The following is a 15,380-nucleotide window of genomic DNA, read 5'->3' as shown; positions in this document are numbered from 1 at the left end:
AGCTCATCCGCGCACCCAGACACAGTGCGCGGATGAGCGATCAACCCCAGATCAACATCAGACCAACGGCCGGTCCTCTCACGCCGTCACTTCATCCGGCTGCTTCGCCATCAGCTTCGCACGCAATGCCTTGGCGGCCCGAACCATGTTGGTCAGCGCCGCTTCGGTTTCCGGCCAGCCGCGCGTCTTCAGCCCGCAATCCGGATTGACCCACAGGCGTTCAGCGGGAATCACTTCGCACGCGCGCTCCAGCAGACGTTGCATGGCTTGCGCATCCGGCACGCGCGGCGAGTGGATATCGTAGACGCCCGGGCCGATTTCGTTCGGATACGCGAAAGCGCCAAAGCCGTCGAGCAGTTCCATCGCCGAGCGCGAGGTCTCGATGGTGATCACGTCGGCATCCATCGCGGCGATCGACGGCAGAATGTCGTTGAACTCCGAATAGCACATATGCGTATGAATCTGCGTTTGATCGGCGACGCCTGCGGCTGAAATGCGGAACACGCGCGTGGCCCATTCCAGATACGTAGCCCAATCGTCGCGACGCAACGGCAAACCTTCGCGGAACGCCGGTTCGTCGATCTGGATGATGCGAATGCCGGCCTTTTCCAGATCCGTCACCTCGTCACGGATCGCGAGCGCGAGTTGTAGCGCGGTGGTGGAGCGCGGCTGGTCGTCACGCACGAACGACCATTGCAGCATCGTCACCGGACCGGTCAGCATGCCTTTCATCAGACGCGGCGTGAGCGATTGCGCGTAGCGTGTGGTTTCGACCGTCATCGGTTCGGGACGGTACACGTCGCCGTAAATGATCGGCGGTTTAACGCAGCGCGAGCCGTAGCTTTGCACCCAGCCGTTTTCCGTGAACGCATAGCCCCACAACTGTTCGCCGAAATATTCGACCATGTCGTTGCGTTCGGCTTCGCCGTGCACCAGCACATCGAGGCCTAGCTCTTCCTGTTTGCGCACAGCGATCTCGATCTCGGCGCGCATGCGCTGCAGATAGTCGAGCGCGCGCAGTTCGCCGCGTTTGTAAGCGGCACGCGCCTGGCGAATCGCCGGCGTTTGCGGGAACGAGCCGATCGTGGTGGTCGGCAGGAGCGGCAGGGCGAGCGCTTCGCGTTGCAGTCGATTGCGATCGGCGAACGGGCTTTGCCGGTCGGCCATTGCGCTGCTCACCGCGGCCACGCGTTTTTGCACGAGCGCGTTGACCACCGTGCTGGAATGGCGGCGCGCTGTGAGCGCGCGGTCGGCTGCGGCGAGGGTTGCCTCGGCCGCCGCAGGGTCACGCAAGGCGAGGGCGAGCGTGGCGACTTCGTCGAGTTTTTCGGTGGCGAAGGCGAGCCAGGATTTCAGTTCAGCGTCGAGTTTTTGCTCCGCATCGAGCGAGACCGGCACATGCAGCAGCGAGCATGACGACGAAACCCACAAGCGTTCGCCGAACTCCGCATGCAGGGCCTGCAGCGATTCGACGATCTCGCCGAGATCCGCGCGCCAGATATTGCGGCCATCGATCACGCCGGCAGACAGCACCGCGTGCTTAGGCAAGGCCGCGCGCCAAGCGTCGAGTTGCTGCGGCGCGCGCACCAGGTCGAGATGCACACCGGCGACGGGCAGCACAGCTACGCGCGGCGCGTGTTCCGCGGCGCTTTCGAAGTACGTGGCCAGCAGCACTTTCACACCCGACGTGCCGAGCACGTCATACGCGGCGGAAAACGCGTCGAGCCATTCAGCGGGCAGATCGACGCACAAGGCCGGCTCGTCCAGCTGCACCCATTCGATGCCGCGCCGCTTGAGCTTCTCCAGCAAACGCTTGTAGCGGATCACGAGCTTCGGCAGCAACGACAAACGGTCGAAGCCGGCGACATGGCTCTTCGACAGCCACAGGTAAGTGATCGGCCCGATCAGCACCGGCTTGACCGGCAGATTCAATGCGAGCGCTTCGTCGATTTCGTCGAGCAGCCACTCCACGCCGCCGTCGAAACTCGTCTGCGGCCCCAGTTCCGGGACGAGGTAGTGGTAGTTCGTGTCGAACCACTTGGTCATTTCCATGGCCGGTTGCGCAGCGTTGCCGCGCGCGAGCTCGTAGTATTGAGCAAGCGATAAAGTCTTCGCGTCGAAGCCGAAACGCTGCGGCAAAGCGCCGAGCAGCGCGCTCAGATTGAGCATCTGGTCGTAGTAGGCAAAATCGCCGACGGTGACGAAATCCAGTTTGGCATCCTGCTGCAATTGCCAATGACGGGCGCGCAGTTCGCGCGCGACGCCACGCAGATACCGTTCGTCGGATTCGCCGCGCCAGAACGATTCCTGCGCGAATTTCAGTTCGCGCTGCGCGCCAATGCGAGGAAAGCCGGGAATATGCGTGCGGGCCATGTGAAGTCCTGTTGTTCGTTGTGTGAATTGGCGCCCAGTGTGAAAGTCACGCTATGATTCATCAAGCGACATGTTTTCACCAATGTATGAGCCAGATTCATATCAAGCTTTTTTCGTTCAAGGCGGAGCCATTCCATGCTTGAGCTTCGCCACCTGCGTTCGCTGATTGCCATTGCCGAGTCGGGCAAGCTGGTGGCGGCTGCCGAGCGCGTGCATCTGAGCCAGTCCGCGCTTTCGCATCAGATTCGCGATATCGAGGCGCACTATGAGGTGTCGTTGTTCGAGCGCACCAAGCAGGGGTTGCGCTTCACGGCCGCCGGCGAGCGGCTGCTTGCGCTCGCGCGCGAAACGATCGCGGCGGTGAGCGCGGCGGAGCGCGATCTTGTTCGGCTGAAAGGCGACACGCGCGGCGAGTTGCGCATTGTGCTCGAATGCCATACCTGCTTCGACTGGCTGATGCCGGTCATGGACGAATTCCGCCGGCGCTGGCCGGAAGTCGAAGTGGACCTCGTCGCGGGCTTCCATGCGGATCCGTTGCGTTTGCTGAGTGACGGCAAGGCCGATGTGGTGATCGGCTCGAAACCGGCCACGCGGCGCGGCCTGCGTATCGCGCCGCTGTTCCGCTTCGAGATTCTGGTGGTGATGGCTAATGAACACCGCTTGCGCAACAAGCGTCGAGTGACGTCGGAAGATCTGCGCGACGAGACACTGATTACCTATCCGGTGCCCGAGGCGCGCATCGATCTGATCCGGCAGGTGCTGGAGCCGGCCGGCATCAAACTCGAACGGCGCACGGCGGAACTGACCATCGCCATCATGCAGCTGGTGGCGAGCCGCCGCGGAATCGCGGCGCTGCCGAACTGGGGCGTGAAAAACTACGTCGATCACGATTACGTGCTGGCCAAGCGCGTCGGCACCCAGGGACTGTGGAGCGAACTGTACGCGGTGGCGGGGAAAGGCCTGGCAAGCCGGCCTTATTTCGACGATTTTGTCAGGATCGTTCGCGATACCTGCGCGGCGCAACTCGACGGCATCGAGTTGCTGACGGAAGAAGGCCAGACATCGTGACGAATGCGCGGCTCATGCAACGACGCTTCACGAACCCGATTTCAACTGCGCCCACAAGCGGCCTTCCAGTCGCTTGATCTGCGCGGGCAAGGGCTTGAGCAGAAACAGCGTTTTCAGCACGGGCTCAGGCGGATACACGGTCGGGTCGTTGAGAATGTCAGGTCGCACGAATTTGCGCGCGGCGGCATCCGCGTTTGGATAGAACACGGTGTTGGTGATGTCCGCGTGCACTTCGGGGCGCTCGATATAGTTGATCCAGTTAAGCGCTGCTTCGGGATGCGGCGCATCTTTCGGGATCGCCATCATGTCGAACCAGACCGGCGCGCCGCCTTGCGGAATGAAGTACTTGACCTCGTAGCTCTTGCCGGCTTCACGCGCGCGATGGCTCGCCATCGAGACATCGCCTGACCAGCTCAGCGCGAAGCAGATATCGTCGCCCGCCAGATCGTTGATGTAACTCGTCGCGTTGAATTGCGTGATATACGGGCGGATCTTTTTCAGCGCGTCGTACGCGGCCTGATAGTCGGCGGGATTCTCGCTGTTCGGGTCGCGGCCGAGATAGTGCAACGTGACCGCGAACACATCGGACGGCGCATCGAGCACGGAGACGCCGCAACTTTTCAGCTTGCTCACATACTCGGGCTTGAACAGGATGTCCCAGTTATCGAGTGGCGCTTCGTTGCCGAGAATCTTCTTCACCCGGGTGACGTTGTAGCCGAGCCCCGTCGTGCCCCACGCCCACGGCACCGCGTACTGATTGCCGGGGTCCGCGTCGGCAACCAGCTTCAGCAGATTGCGGTCGAGGTTCGCCAGATTCGGCAGCTTCGATTTGTCGAGCTTCTGATAGATGCCGGCTTCGATCTGTTTGGCGAGAAAGTTCGAGGTCGGCACCACCACGTCGTAACCGGTCGAGCCGGTCAGCAGTTTGGCCTGCAAGGTTTCGTCGCCGTCGTACACGTCGTAGCGCACGTGAATGCCGGACTCTTTTTCGAAGTTCGGCACGGTGTCTTTCGCGATGTAGTCAGCCCAGTTGTACAGGTTGAGCTGTTTTTCGTCCGCGTGCGAGGCGGCACTGAATGCGCCGAGCAGCAAGGCGGCCAGAAGCGGTTTCATCGTGGTGCGGGGCATGGTGGGGCATCTCGTCGGGAAAGGGTTGTGCGGGTCGCGGGCTTATCGATTCGTCAAGCGTTGCAGTTTCTGATTGCGCATCAGGCACAGCATGTCCGACGCGAGATGCGCGGCGGCGAGCGCGGTTACGTCGCTGTGGTCGTAGGGCGGCGACACTTCCACCACGTCCGCGCCCACCAGGTTGACGGCGCCCAGCGCGCGCACGATCTCCAACGCTTGCGCCGAACTCAGGCCGCCCGCCACCGGCGTGCCCGTGCCGGGTGCGAACGCCGGGTCGAGACAGTCGATGTCGAAGGTCAGGTAAGCGGGCGCGCTGCCGACAATGGACAGCACCTCGTCGATCGTGGCTTGCGTGCCGTTGCGATGGACCCACGGCGCATCGAGAATGCGCACGCCCATGAAGTCGTCGTTCCATGTGCGAATGCCGATCTGCACCGAGCGCGCGGGATCGATCAGCCCTTCACGGATCGCCTTGTAGAACATCGTGCCGTGGTTCAGCGAGTCGGGGTTGTCGTCCGGCCAGGTGTCGCAATGCGCGTCGAAATGGATCAAGCTCAGCGGCTTGCCGTATTTCTCGACGTGCGCCACCAGCAGCGGATACGTGATGTAGTGGTCGCCGCCGAACGTCAGCATGCGCGCGCCGGTGGCGAGAATGCCGCGGGCGTGCGCGATGATCGCGTCACGAATGCCCGACGGGTTGTGCGCGTCGAACCAGCAGTCGCCATAGTCGACCACGTTCAGATGATCGAAAGGATCGACGCCCCACGGAAACGCGCCGAGTTCCGCCAGTTGTACCGAGGCGGCGCGCACGCCCGCCGGGCCGAAGCGCGTGCCGGGGCGGAAGGTCGTGGCGAGGTCGAGCGGAATGCCGGAGACGGCGACGTCCACGCCGGTGAGATCGCGCGAGTAGGGGCGGCGCATGAAAGACAGCACGCCCGCATAGGTCGGCGCGGCCGGTTGGCCGCCGTCCTGGGCGGGGCTTTTTAAATACGGGTGCGGCGGGTTCAGATTCGAGGTCATACGGAGCGATCCAGTCGGATTGAATGAGGCGCTCGTCGCACAAATATTTCTCATGTCTACCGGAACGACCGCGTAGCGGTGAGTTATGCGTGACGGGCAACTGGCGCTATGATTGCGGGGAAAAATTCTCGCGAAAAGCGAAGAATCTTGCTGGAAGTATCGATATTTCTAATATCTCGCCCCAAACCAGACGATGCGCAGACTTCCACCTTTGCAAGCCTTGCTCGCCTTCGACGCCGCCGCGCGTCTGGGCAGCTTCACGCGCGCCGCGCAGGAACTGGCGCTGACGCAGTCGGCGATCAGCCATCAGATCCAGCAACTCGAGGAATGGACCGGGCAGCCGCTGTTTCGACGCATCGGCCGCGGCGTCGCGCTGACGGCGGCAGGCACGCTGTACGCGCAAACCGTGACGACGGCGCTCGCCACGCTCGCCGATGGGCGCGATCGCATCGAGCCGTACGGCAATCCGGATTCGGTGATTCTCGTGTGCGCGCCGCAGTTCGCGTCGGGCTGGCTGATGCCGCGCATGCGCGCGTTCGCCGAGGCGTTGCCCGCGCTGGAGCTTTGGCTCGTGACCGGCGAGGAAGTCAACGAGATCGACCGCGTGGATGTCGATTTGGTCGTGTCGTCGAAGGCCATCCGAACGCCGGAAGTGGTGTGCGAGCCGTTGCTGGAAGAAGCGGCCGTGGCGATCTGCGGACCGCTGACGGCGCGCCGTCTGCGCGATGCGCCGTTCCCCGATGTCTTGACGCAAGCGCCGTTGCTGGTGCACGAGGCGCATCCCGAATGGGCGCCCTGGCTGCCCGATTTGAAGCGCGGCGGCTTGCGCACGCGCCGGGCGCTCACGGTCAGCGATCCACGTTTTCTCGTAGCCGCGGCGGAGCAGGAAGCGGGCATCGCGATGGTGTCGCGACTCGACGCGGGCGACGCGTTGACGAACGGCCGCGTCGAAGTCCTGCCGCAAGTGCCGGGCTTCGCGCTCGCGCCGCTCTGGTTGATGCGTTCGGCGCAACCGGCGCGTTCGGCGGCGGTGGATGCGGTGCACGCGTGGATGATCGCGCTGTGCCGCGAGGAGCATGGGGCGTAATGAGCGCAATGAGCATGCTCGCGATCGCCGGCGCGAGTGGGAAAGAGCATGCTGCATCGCCTGCGCGACCGGGAAAGATCATGAGGCCTCGCCGGCACGAGCGGCATGCTGCCTCGCCGGCACGCGCGACAAAGACCATGCCGCATCACCCGCCACCCCGTCTGAAATTCGGCAAGCTCTGCACCGTCTTGCGGCCGCGACGCCGCTATCCTAGCGCCATGATGAAGCCCAGCACCGAACGTGATTACCGCCGACGGATCGCCCGCGTGGTCGAGGCGATTCTGCTCGAACCCGGCGCGCACCATACGCTGGAGAGCCTCGCCGCGGTCGCGCATCTGTCGCCGTTTCATTTTCATCGGGTCTATCGGGCGCTGACGGGTGAAAGCGTCGTCGAGACGGTGCAGCGCCTGCGGCTTGCGCAAGCGGCGCAACGGCTGACCGATGCGGCCGCGTCGGTCAGCACGGTCGCGCACGATGCCGGCTACAACAGCCCACAAGCCTTCGCGCGTGCGTTTCGCGGCTTCACCGGCGTCTCGCCGAGCGAGTTCAAGGCACGGCAGAAACGTCTGGCCGCGCCATGCATAGGCCGGGCGGCGGACGCACAACTCGCCGCGTCGAGGAACAATGCCCCAGCTCCGGCGTTGCCTGCCGTCGAACTCACGGAGATCGCGCCGTTTCACGTGCTCAGTCTTCGGCACGACGGCCCGGTCGCAACCATCGGCCAGACCTTTCGCTCGCTCATGACGATGCTGCGCTGCGACGAAAACGCAGCGAAGAATCAGCGCGTGGGTATCTGCGTGCGCGATCCCGCGGTGAAGGAAGGCTTCAGCTATCGCGCGGCAATTGTCGCGGGGCCGCATGACGTGCCGGTCGAAGCGAGCGAGGTGGTTGAACCGTTGCGGCTCGAAGGCGGCTTGTATGCGGTGCATCGGCTGATCGGGCCGTATGCGCTGATCGCGCCAACCTTTCGCGCGCTTTACGGCGGCTGGCTGCCGCAAAGCGGTTATTTGCGCGACAGGCGTCCCGCGCTGGAGCTGTATCGTGTGCCACTGGTCGCCGGTCTGCAGCAGACGTGCGTGACCGACCTGATGATTCCTATCCGCAAGGACTGACCATGTTTCGTGTGAGCTGTGCCGTCATCGCCGGATTGGCGTGTGCGGCGGCGTTGTGTTGCGCAGGCGCCGCGTCGGCGGATCAGGCCGACCTGCATGTGGGCGAGACGATGCGCGTATTCCATCCCGCCGTGGCCCGCAATTGGCGTGGCGCGAAAACCGAGGCGCTGGTGACGCGCATCTGGTATCCGGTCGATACATCCGTGCCGCAGACGCCGCACGAGATCGGCGCGCCCGGTCAGCCGATCTTTCACGGCTACGCCGCCGACGACGATGCGCCGCTATCTGCCGCGCGCGCAAGCTATCCACTGCTGGTGCTCTCGCACGGCACGGGCGGCACGGCGGACAGTCTCGACTGGCTGGCCGCCGCGCTCGCCGAGCAGGGCTATATCGTGGCCGGCGCCAATCATCCGGGCAACAGCGCGGCGGAGCCGATGACGCGCGACGGCTTCATGCTCTGGTGGGAGCGCGCCACCGACGCAAGCGAAGTGCTCGACGGCGTGCTCGCCGATCCAATGCTCGGGCCGCATGTGGACCGCGAGCGGATCGGTGCGGTGGGTTTTTCGCTGGGCGGCTATACGGTGCTCGAACTGGCGGGCGCGCGGACCAATCTGCAGGCGTTCGAGCGTTTCTGCACATCGCCCGAGGCCGACGCGATCTGTCATCCACCGGAAGCGGCGCGGATCCGCGATGCATCGGGCGCAGCGCTTTTGACGCTCGACGATCTTTCGCCGGAGGCCAGGGCGTCGCGCGCACGGTCAGGCGCGTCGTATCGCGATCAGCGTGTCAAAGCCGTGTTCGCGATTGCGCCCGCACTCGGCGAAGCTTTCGATAGCAACTCGTTTGCAGACGTGACGATTCCCGTCTCGCTGCTCGCGGGCGAGGCCGATGTCACCGCGCCCGTAGCCACCAACATTCACCGCATCGCGGGCTTGCTGCCCAACGCGCATGTGGAGATGGTGCCCGGCGCGTCGCATTACACCTTTCTGGACACCTGTCTCCCCGAGGTGGTCGCGCATCTCGCGGGCATTTGCCAGGATGGACCGGGCGTCGATCGTGATGCGGTGCATGCGTTGGCAACTGACCGGGCGATCCGCTTTTTCGCGGCGACCTTGCCGGCGCGCTGACGCCAACAGCAATGCGTCGGCGTTATCGAACCGAGCGTGGCAGCGCGCGGTACGCCGCCACGCGTCTCAATCCTCCAGCGGCGCCAACGCTTCGATCGGCATCTTCCTGTCGCCGCCGATCTTGACGGCCGGCACGAACATCAGCAGCACGACCACGAAGATCGCGATGACGAAGAGCGACATGAACGTGAGGTGCAGCGACTGATGCAGCACAGTGCGGATCATGTCGCTGTCACCGAGGCTGGCGGTCTGATTCTGCAGCAGCGCCTTCAACTGATCCGACGTGACCACCGCAGCGCCTTTCGAATGACTGAGTCCGAAGTTGAGCACCGCGCCGAACAGCGTTGCGCCCAACGTGCTGCCGAGATTGCGCGAAAACAGATTCGACGCGGTGGCGCTGCCGCGTTCGTCCATGCGAACGATCTCCTGAATCAGGATCAGGCAGCTGACGCTCGACGTGCCCATGCCGAAGCCCATGATCAGCGAACCGAACGCCGCGACGAGCGGCGAGCCGCCGGGCGACAGGAACAGCAGCAGCACCGCGCCGAGCGGAATGGCCGCGCTGCCGCCAATGAGAATGCGCCGCAAGCCGAGGCGATGAAACGACTTCGCCGCGAGCGTCGCGCCGGTCGGCCAGCCCACCATCATCATCGTCAGGGCGAGGCCGGCGATTACCGGCGAGCGATGCAGCACGCCCTGCACGTACATCGGCAAAAACGTGGTCGCGCCCATCAGGATCATGCCGGACAGCAACGTCGCGCCGTTCGAGGCGGCAATCGGCCGGCGGCTCCAGAGAGCGAAGGAGATCATCGGTTCGGCCGCGCGGCGCTCCTGCCACACGAACAGCAGCACGCACAGCGCGAAGACGCCGCCCGCCATCGACGCTTGCGCGACCTGGTCGTCGCCGGCGTAGGTGAGCGCCATCATGAGCGCGGCGATCGCCGCCATGAACAGCGCCGCGCCGCCGAAATCGATCGAAGGACGCGCATGCCGTTCCGATTCGCGCAGGAACGCGATGAAGCCCGCCGCGGAGGCGAGGCCGATCGGCACGTTCATCCAGAAGATCCACGCCCACGACATGTTGTGAATGATGAAGCCGCCGACCATCGGACCCACCACCGCGGAAATCGCCCAGACGCTCGCGAGGTAGCCTTGCACCTTGCCGCGTTCGCGCGCGGGATAAAGATCGGCGACGATGGTGAGCGTGACCGGCTGGATCGCGCCCGCGCCGACGCCCTGAATCAGGCGGAACGCGATCATGGCCGGCATCGACCACGCGAAGCCGGCCAGCACCGAGCCAAGCAGAAAGATCGCGATGCCGGCCAGCATGACCGGCTTGCGGCCGTAGAGGTCGGCGAGTTTGCCGAACACGACGGTCATCGCGGTCTGCGTGAGCAGGAACGACGAGAAGACCCAGCTATACAAATGCAGATCGCCGAGTTGCGCGACGATCTGAGGCATGGCGGTGGAAACGATGGTGGCTTCGATGGCGACCATCGCCATGGACGCCATCACGGCGGCAATGACGAGAGGACGCGACGATTGCGGGTTGCGGGACATGGGCCAGGAGTTAGTATTAGGATATAAGGCACGTCGGGCAGCGTGGCCATGGGTGGCCATGCCGTGACGCATCAGCACGACCGTACGAGGACGGCCGATGTCGAGTATGCACCCTGCTGAGAATGCGCGCTGACAACGGTCGGCCTTGCGGACCAAGCCGCCGTGGCACAGCGTTTGCGCGCCTGAAGCTTTCTTTCGACAAATGGAGGGTCATCATGAGGATCGAATTCACCGGACGCCGTGAAGTGGTCGCAGCGGCACGCGTCGCCTTCGAAGCCAATGTCGACGGGGCCGACGTCTGGTGCAGCGTATCGCTGGACGCGCTGAACGAGCATTTCGGCAACGACGGCCCATCGGCCCATAACCTTGTCAACACGTTCGAGGCAAACCGCGCGCAGATTGAAAACGCTACACGCAAGGTCCTCGAAAAAAACGGCGGGCAGTCCGTGGAACTGGAGACCGGCGACTTCAACAGAAGCTAAGCGGCCCGGTTGACGATTGAGGATGAGTCCGGCGCACACGCCGGGCTCGCAAGCGCCTCAACGCCTGACGTCTGTTGTTCACGTACAACCCCGTCATTGCGCGCAGACCTCGGGTCGCGCGTCTTCAGCTTTCAAAACACCTCGTTAAAGCGCGGCGCATCGCGATTGCTGCGTTTAGATGACGGATTCTTCCAGATTCCATAAAGGACTGCTCCAGGGCGCGGGCATTCGTTTTCGATGCCCGCGTTTCTATACTCGCGTCGCTGTTTAACCCGACATTCCAGCTACGCAGGAGCATTGACGTGAAAAAGATTTCCGCCGCGGTCGCGGCGTTCGCGGGACTTGCCGCCGCCACGGCGCATGCGCAAAGTTCAGTCACGCTGTACGGCCTCATCGACGCCGGCGTGATGTACACCAACAACGTGAAGAAGGGCGGCTCGCAGGGCGCGCTGGTTCAGGCCACGAGCGGCAACATCAACGGCAGCCGCTTCGGCTTGCGCGGCGCGGAAGATCTCGGCGGCGGATTGCAGGCGATTTTCGTGCTGGAGAACGGCTACAACGTGCAGAACGGCAAGCTCGGCCAGGACGGCCGGCTGTTTGGCCGTCAGGCGTTTGTCGGCTTGAGCAGCAAGCAGGACGGCACGTTCACGCTGGGCCGCCAGTACGATTCACTGGTCGACTTCGTCGCGCCGCTCTCGGGCACCGCGGGCACGTTCGGCGATACCGGCTTCGCGCATCCGTTCGACAACGACAATCTGAATCACTCGGTGCGCATGAGCAATGCCGTGAAGTACACGAGCGCGAATTATGCCGGTCTGAAGTTCGGCGGAATGTATGCGTTCTCGAACAACACGCAGTTCGCGGTCAATCGTGCCTATAGCGCGGGCGTAAGCTATACCAGCGGTCCGTTCAAGGCCGCTGCCGGCTATTTGCAGATCAACGGTTCGAACTCGAGCGCCAACACGGCCGGCGCGGTCGATCTCGGCGAATCCGCGGCCAACGGCACGGACGGCTTTCAGCTCGGCGCCGAGGTGCAGCGCACGGCCGGCGCCGCGTTGAGCTATGGTTTCGGTCCCGTGACGGCGGGCTTCGTTTATACGCATAGCCAGTTCCAGAACACCGCGTCGTTCGGCGCCACGCATGGCTCGATGCGCTTCGATAACTATGAAGTGAACGGCAAGTACACCATGACGCCCGCGCTGAGCCTCGGCGCGGCCTACACCTATACGGACGCGCATATGGGCGGCACCTCGAGCTTCGGCTCCGATCCGAAATGGAATCAGATCAACCTGCAGGCCGTCTATTCGCTGTCGTTGCGCACCGACGTGTATGCCGAAGCGATGTATCAGCACGTGAGCGGGAAGGGTTACACCGCGTTTATCAACACGGCGGGAGGCGCGTCGTCGACGGGTAATCAGGTGGTCGGAACGGTGGGAATCCGCACGCGCTTCTGAGCGTGATTTCTCCAGTTTCAGGAACAATCCCTTCGACGGGCGGCCATTATTCTCCGAGGAATCGGCGCCTATATTGGCTTCAGCGGTGGCGCGCAGCGTGATTCGAAGCGCCGCCGACCGTCAATTACCGGAGGTTGTTTTTATCATGAAATCCCTGATCAAGGCCGTTGTTATCCTCGCTTCGCTGGCTGCTTCGGCCACCGTGTTCGCCCAATCGAATTCCCACATCACGCGCGAGCAGGTGCGCGCGGAACTGGTTCAACTGCAAGCGGCCGGCTATCACGTCGGCGACGGCGATCAGGCTCGTTACCCGGAAGCGATTCAAGCTGCGCAAGCGCGCGTCGCCGCGCGCAACGGCGAGACCAGCGGTTATGGCGGCAGCGTGGCGGGCTCGTCGCAAAGCGGCCGCCCGGCTGTGTCGACCGCCGACTGGAATGCGATGTATAGCCGTTGATGCGACCTGCCCCGCGTGGTGTGAGGCGGGCCACGTTGGAAGGCACTCTTCCAGCATGGCGTATATATCCGCCTCGGCGGTATCGGTAAAGTAGTCAGGCACGCACGGTTTCCGGTGTGCGAGCGAGAGAGTTGGGCCCGGCTGGTAACAGCCGGGGCTTTTTTTATTCGCTGTGCGCGCGCCCGCATATTTGTCCGGTTCGCGGCTGCGGTTGAGGCTGCGGTATAGTCGCGCCAATAGATCGCATGTATGCTCCCGGCTTTCATATTATCGTGAGCACTGCAGGCTCAGGCTTCGATTTATCTGGAGAACAACCGTGCAGGAAATCATCGAAGGTCTCATCCGCTTTCAACAGGAAGTCTTTCCCCAGCAGAGCGCATTGTTCAAGCGCCTGTCGATGGCGCAAAGTCCCAGTACGCTTTTCGTAACGTGCTCGGATAGCCGTGTCGTACCGGAGTTGCTGACGCAGACCGAGCCCGGTTCGCTGTTCGTGATCCGCAACGCGGGCAATATCGTGCCGTCGTATGGTCCGGAACCGGGCGGCGTATCGGCGACGGTCGAGTACGCGGTGGCCGTGTTGGGCGTGCGCGATATCGTGATTTGCGGCCACTCGAATTGCGGCGCAATGACGGCGATCTCGACCTGCAAGAATCTCGATCATCTGCCGGCGGTGGCGGGCTGGCTGCGTCACGCGGATGCGGCCAAGGCCATCAACGCATCGCGCACTTACCATTCGGACGCCGAGTGCCTCTCCGCGCTCGTCAAGGACAACGTGATTGCGCAACTTGCGAACATCCGCACGCATCCTTCGGTGGCAGTCGGGCTCGCGAACAAGACGCTGCGGCTGCACGGCTGGATCTTCGATATCGAAAGCGGCACGATGCTCGCGCTCGACGGATCTAGCGGAAAATTCCTGCCGCTGGTGGACAACCCGGACATCTACGCCGTCTAACTTGATGTTTGAACGTGAGAGGCGCACGATGAGACGTCGCGTGCGCGACCAACTTTCACGGCTCATGCCGGCTCGAACGGCACCGCTGGGGCGTTGCTCATGACATAGGAGGCGAGCCATGTGCGGCCGTCATCTGTCTTCCCCCATGCGGCGCAATCTGCTGCTGGCCGGTGCGTCGTCGATCACGCTGGCGGGTTTGTCGCAGCGCGTTGCGGTGGCGGCCGAACCCGCGTCCGCCAATGGGCCGAATTCGATTCCACCTTCGGAAGCGCTCGAGCGCCTGATGCAGGGCAACGCCCGTTACGCCGCGAATACCCCTTCAAACAGGGACTATTCCGCGGGCCGCGCGGCGCGTGTTTCGGCGCAGTATCCGATTGCCGCGATCGTCGGCTGTGCGGATTCGCGGGTCGCGCCGGAGCTTGCCTTCGATCAGGGACCGGGCGATCTGTTCGTGGTGCGGGTGGCCGGCAATTTCGTCAACGACGATATTCTCGCGAGCCTCGAGTACGGCGTCGAATTCCTCGGCGTGCCGCTCATCATGGTGCTCGGGCATACGCAGTGCGGAGCGGTGACCGCCACGGTCAAGGCGCTCAAGGATGGCGCTCATTTGCCCGGCCATCTGCCCGAGCTGGTCCGCGCGATCAAGCCGGCCATGCAGATGGCGAAAGTGGCGAAAGGGGATCCAGACGAGGATCTCGTCACGCAAACCACCATCGAAAACGTCAGGTTGAATGCCAACCGGCTGATCGTATCCAGACCGCTCATCGGGCCATATGTGAAGAGCGGCAAGGTGAAGATTGTCGGCGGTGTCTACGATCTGGCGACGGGGAAGGTCACGTTGCTCTGACACGCCTCTTGCCCGGATGTCGCGCCAACTGACTCCGTGCATGTCTGAAATCAGCGGTTCGAGCCGTGAAGCCGGAACCGCTGCTCGCGCTCGTCAACCGCTGAAGCAGCGAAACGCGAGGCTGATGCGCGGCTGCGTCACACCCGCAAGCTTGGGAATACCGTGCTCATGCGTGAATTGCGACGCATAGCTCATGACGAGACAACTGCCAGGCTCCAGTTCGATATGCACGATGCGTCCGGCGCCGACTTTCGGCCGGATCGTCATGCGGCGGCTCGCGCCGAGCGAAACGATCGCTATCGGCTGAGCGGGCACCAGCTTCTCTGTTTTGTCGCTGTGCAGCGCGACGCTGTCGCTGCCGTCGCGATAGAGATTGAGACCGACGCGATTGAACGGCGCACCCACGAGCGCGCGCACGGCTTCGAATGCCTCGCCCAAAGGCTCTGGCAGATCGCCGGCATCACGGGCGAAGGTAGCGAGCAGACGCGGCACGGCGACTTCGCGGTCGTACATCATGCGCTGCTGACTGAGCCAGCCAACATTGCGCAGCGCTGTCTCGAACCACGCCTGCGCCGTGGCAGCCGGAATCGACTCAGGCAGATAGCGGATTCCGCCTTCCTCGTCGTGGAGAAGGGCTACGGGCTCGGGCGCGAATAGGGCTTGCTGTGACACCATGATTCCGACGTGGGCTGGGCGCCGCGCGGTCACGCAACGAA

Annotated in this window: 14 protein-coding genes; 9 read left to right on the top strand and 5 right to left on the bottom strand. The window is 63.5% G+C overall.

Annotation, left to right across the window (positions count from 1 at the left end; genetic code table 11):
* Positions 1-78 precede the first annotated feature (78 nt).
* Positions 79-2,373, bottom strand: a complete 2,295-nt coding sequence (gene metE, locus ACFSNN_RS33755) for a 5-methyltetrahydropteroyltriglutamate--homocysteine S-methyltransferase (RefSeq protein WP_134464389.1) — start codon at positions 2,371-2,373, stop codon at positions 79-81.
* A 135-nt stretch (positions 2,374-2,508) separates the two neighbouring features.
* Here metE and ACFSNN_RS33750 point away from each other — a divergent pair, with 135 nt between their 5' ends.
* Positions 2,509-3,441, top strand: a complete 933-nt coding sequence (locus ACFSNN_RS33750; protein WP_134464391.1) for a LysR family transcriptional regulator — start codon at positions 2,509-2,511, stop codon at positions 3,439-3,441.
* Between the two features lie 27 nt (positions 3,442-3,468).
* Here ACFSNN_RS33750 and ACFSNN_RS33745 read toward each other — a convergent pair whose 3' ends face one another.
* The gene (locus tag ACFSNN_RS33745; protein WP_377688722.1) at positions 3,469-4,554 is read right to left on the bottom strand and encodes a polyamine ABC transporter substrate-binding protein; all 1,086 of its coding nucleotides are present in this window, start codon (positions 4,552-4,554) and stop codon (positions 3,469-3,471) included.
* Between the two features lie 57 nt (positions 4,555-4,611).
* Positions 4,612-5,589: an agmatinase gene (gene speB / locus ACFSNN_RS33740; RefSeq protein ID WP_134464395.1), complete on the bottom strand. Its 978-nt coding sequence runs from the start codon at positions 5,587-5,589 to the stop codon at positions 4,612-4,614.
* Positions 5,590-5,782: 193 nt separating this feature from the next.
* Here speB and ACFSNN_RS33735 point away from each other — a divergent pair, with 193 nt between their 5' ends.
* From ACFSNN_RS33735 to ACFSNN_RS33725, 3 genes are all read left to right on the top strand, one after another.
* On the top strand, positions 5,783-6,676 hold the full coding sequence (locus ACFSNN_RS33735; RefSeq protein WP_134464397.1) for a LysR substrate-binding domain-containing protein: 894 nt from the start codon (positions 5,783-5,785) through the stop codon (positions 6,674-6,676).
* Between the two features lie 218 nt (positions 6,677-6,894).
* Positions 6,895-7,788: an AraC family transcriptional regulator gene (locus ACFSNN_RS33730; protein WP_134465613.1), complete on the top strand. Its 894-nt coding sequence runs from the start codon at positions 6,895-6,897 to the stop codon at positions 7,786-7,788.
* 2 nt (positions 7,789-7,790) lie between these two features.
* On the top strand, positions 7,791-8,915 hold the full coding sequence (locus ACFSNN_RS33725) for an alpha/beta hydrolase family protein (RefSeq protein WP_134464399.1): 1,125 nt from the start codon (positions 7,791-7,793) through the stop codon (positions 8,913-8,915).
* A gap of 66 nt (positions 8,916-8,981) precedes the next feature.
* On the opposite strand, the gene ACFSNN_RS33720 is transcribed toward ACFSNN_RS33725, so the two are convergent.
* Positions 8,982-10,475, bottom strand: coding sequence for an MDR family MFS transporter (locus tag ACFSNN_RS33720; protein WP_134464401.1), 1,494 nt, complete (start codon positions 10,473-10,475; stop codon positions 8,982-8,984).
* A gap of 215 nt (positions 10,476-10,690) precedes the next feature.
* On the opposite strand from ACFSNN_RS33720, the gene ACFSNN_RS33715 reads away from it, so the two are divergent.
* The 5 genes from ACFSNN_RS33715 to ACFSNN_RS33695 all read left to right on the top strand — a co-directional run bounded on the left by ACFSNN_RS33715 (position 10,691) and on the right by ACFSNN_RS33695 (position 14,664).
* The gene (locus ACFSNN_RS33715; protein ID WP_134464403.1) at positions 10,691-10,957 is read left to right on the top strand and encodes a DUF1488 family protein; all 267 of its coding nucleotides are present in this window, start codon (positions 10,691-10,693) and stop codon (positions 10,955-10,957) included.
* 302 nt (positions 10,958-11,259) lie between these two features.
* Positions 11,260-12,411: a porin gene (locus ACFSNN_RS33710; protein WP_134464405.1), complete on the top strand. Its 1,152-nt coding sequence runs from the start codon at positions 11,260-11,262 to the stop codon at positions 12,409-12,411.
* Between the two features lie 145 nt (positions 12,412-12,556).
* A complete protein-coding gene (locus ACFSNN_RS33705) occupies positions 12,557-12,865 on the top strand; it encodes a DUF4148 domain-containing protein (RefSeq protein ID WP_134464407.1) in 309 nt (102 codons plus the stop codon).
* 316 nt (positions 12,866-13,181) lie between these two features.
* Positions 13,182-13,817: a carbonic anhydrase gene (locus ACFSNN_RS33700; RefSeq protein WP_134464409.1), complete on the top strand. Its 636-nt coding sequence runs from the start codon at positions 13,182-13,184 to the stop codon at positions 13,815-13,817.
* A 118-nt stretch (positions 13,818-13,935) separates the two neighbouring features.
* On the top strand, positions 13,936-14,664 hold the full coding sequence (locus tag ACFSNN_RS33695; RefSeq protein ID WP_134464411.1) for a carbonic anhydrase: 729 nt from the start codon (positions 13,936-13,938) through the stop codon (positions 14,662-14,664).
* A gap of 93 nt (positions 14,665-14,757) precedes the next feature.
* On the opposite strand, the gene ACFSNN_RS33690 is transcribed toward ACFSNN_RS33695, so the two are convergent.
* Positions 14,758-15,339 (bottom strand): alpha-ketoglutarate-dependent dioxygenase AlkB family protein, encoded by a 582-nt coding sequence (locus ACFSNN_RS33690; protein ID WP_134464413.1) that lies wholly within the window; start codon positions 15,337-15,339, stop codon positions 14,758-14,760.
* Positions 15,340-15,380: the final 41 nt, after the last annotated feature.

The organism is Paraburkholderia dipogonis (assembly GCF_042680985.1).
GTDB lineage: Bacteria > Pseudomonadota > Gammaproteobacteria > Burkholderiales > Burkholderiaceae > Paraburkholderia > Paraburkholderia phytofirmans.
This window is presented reverse-complemented; position numbering and strand designations above follow the sequence as displayed.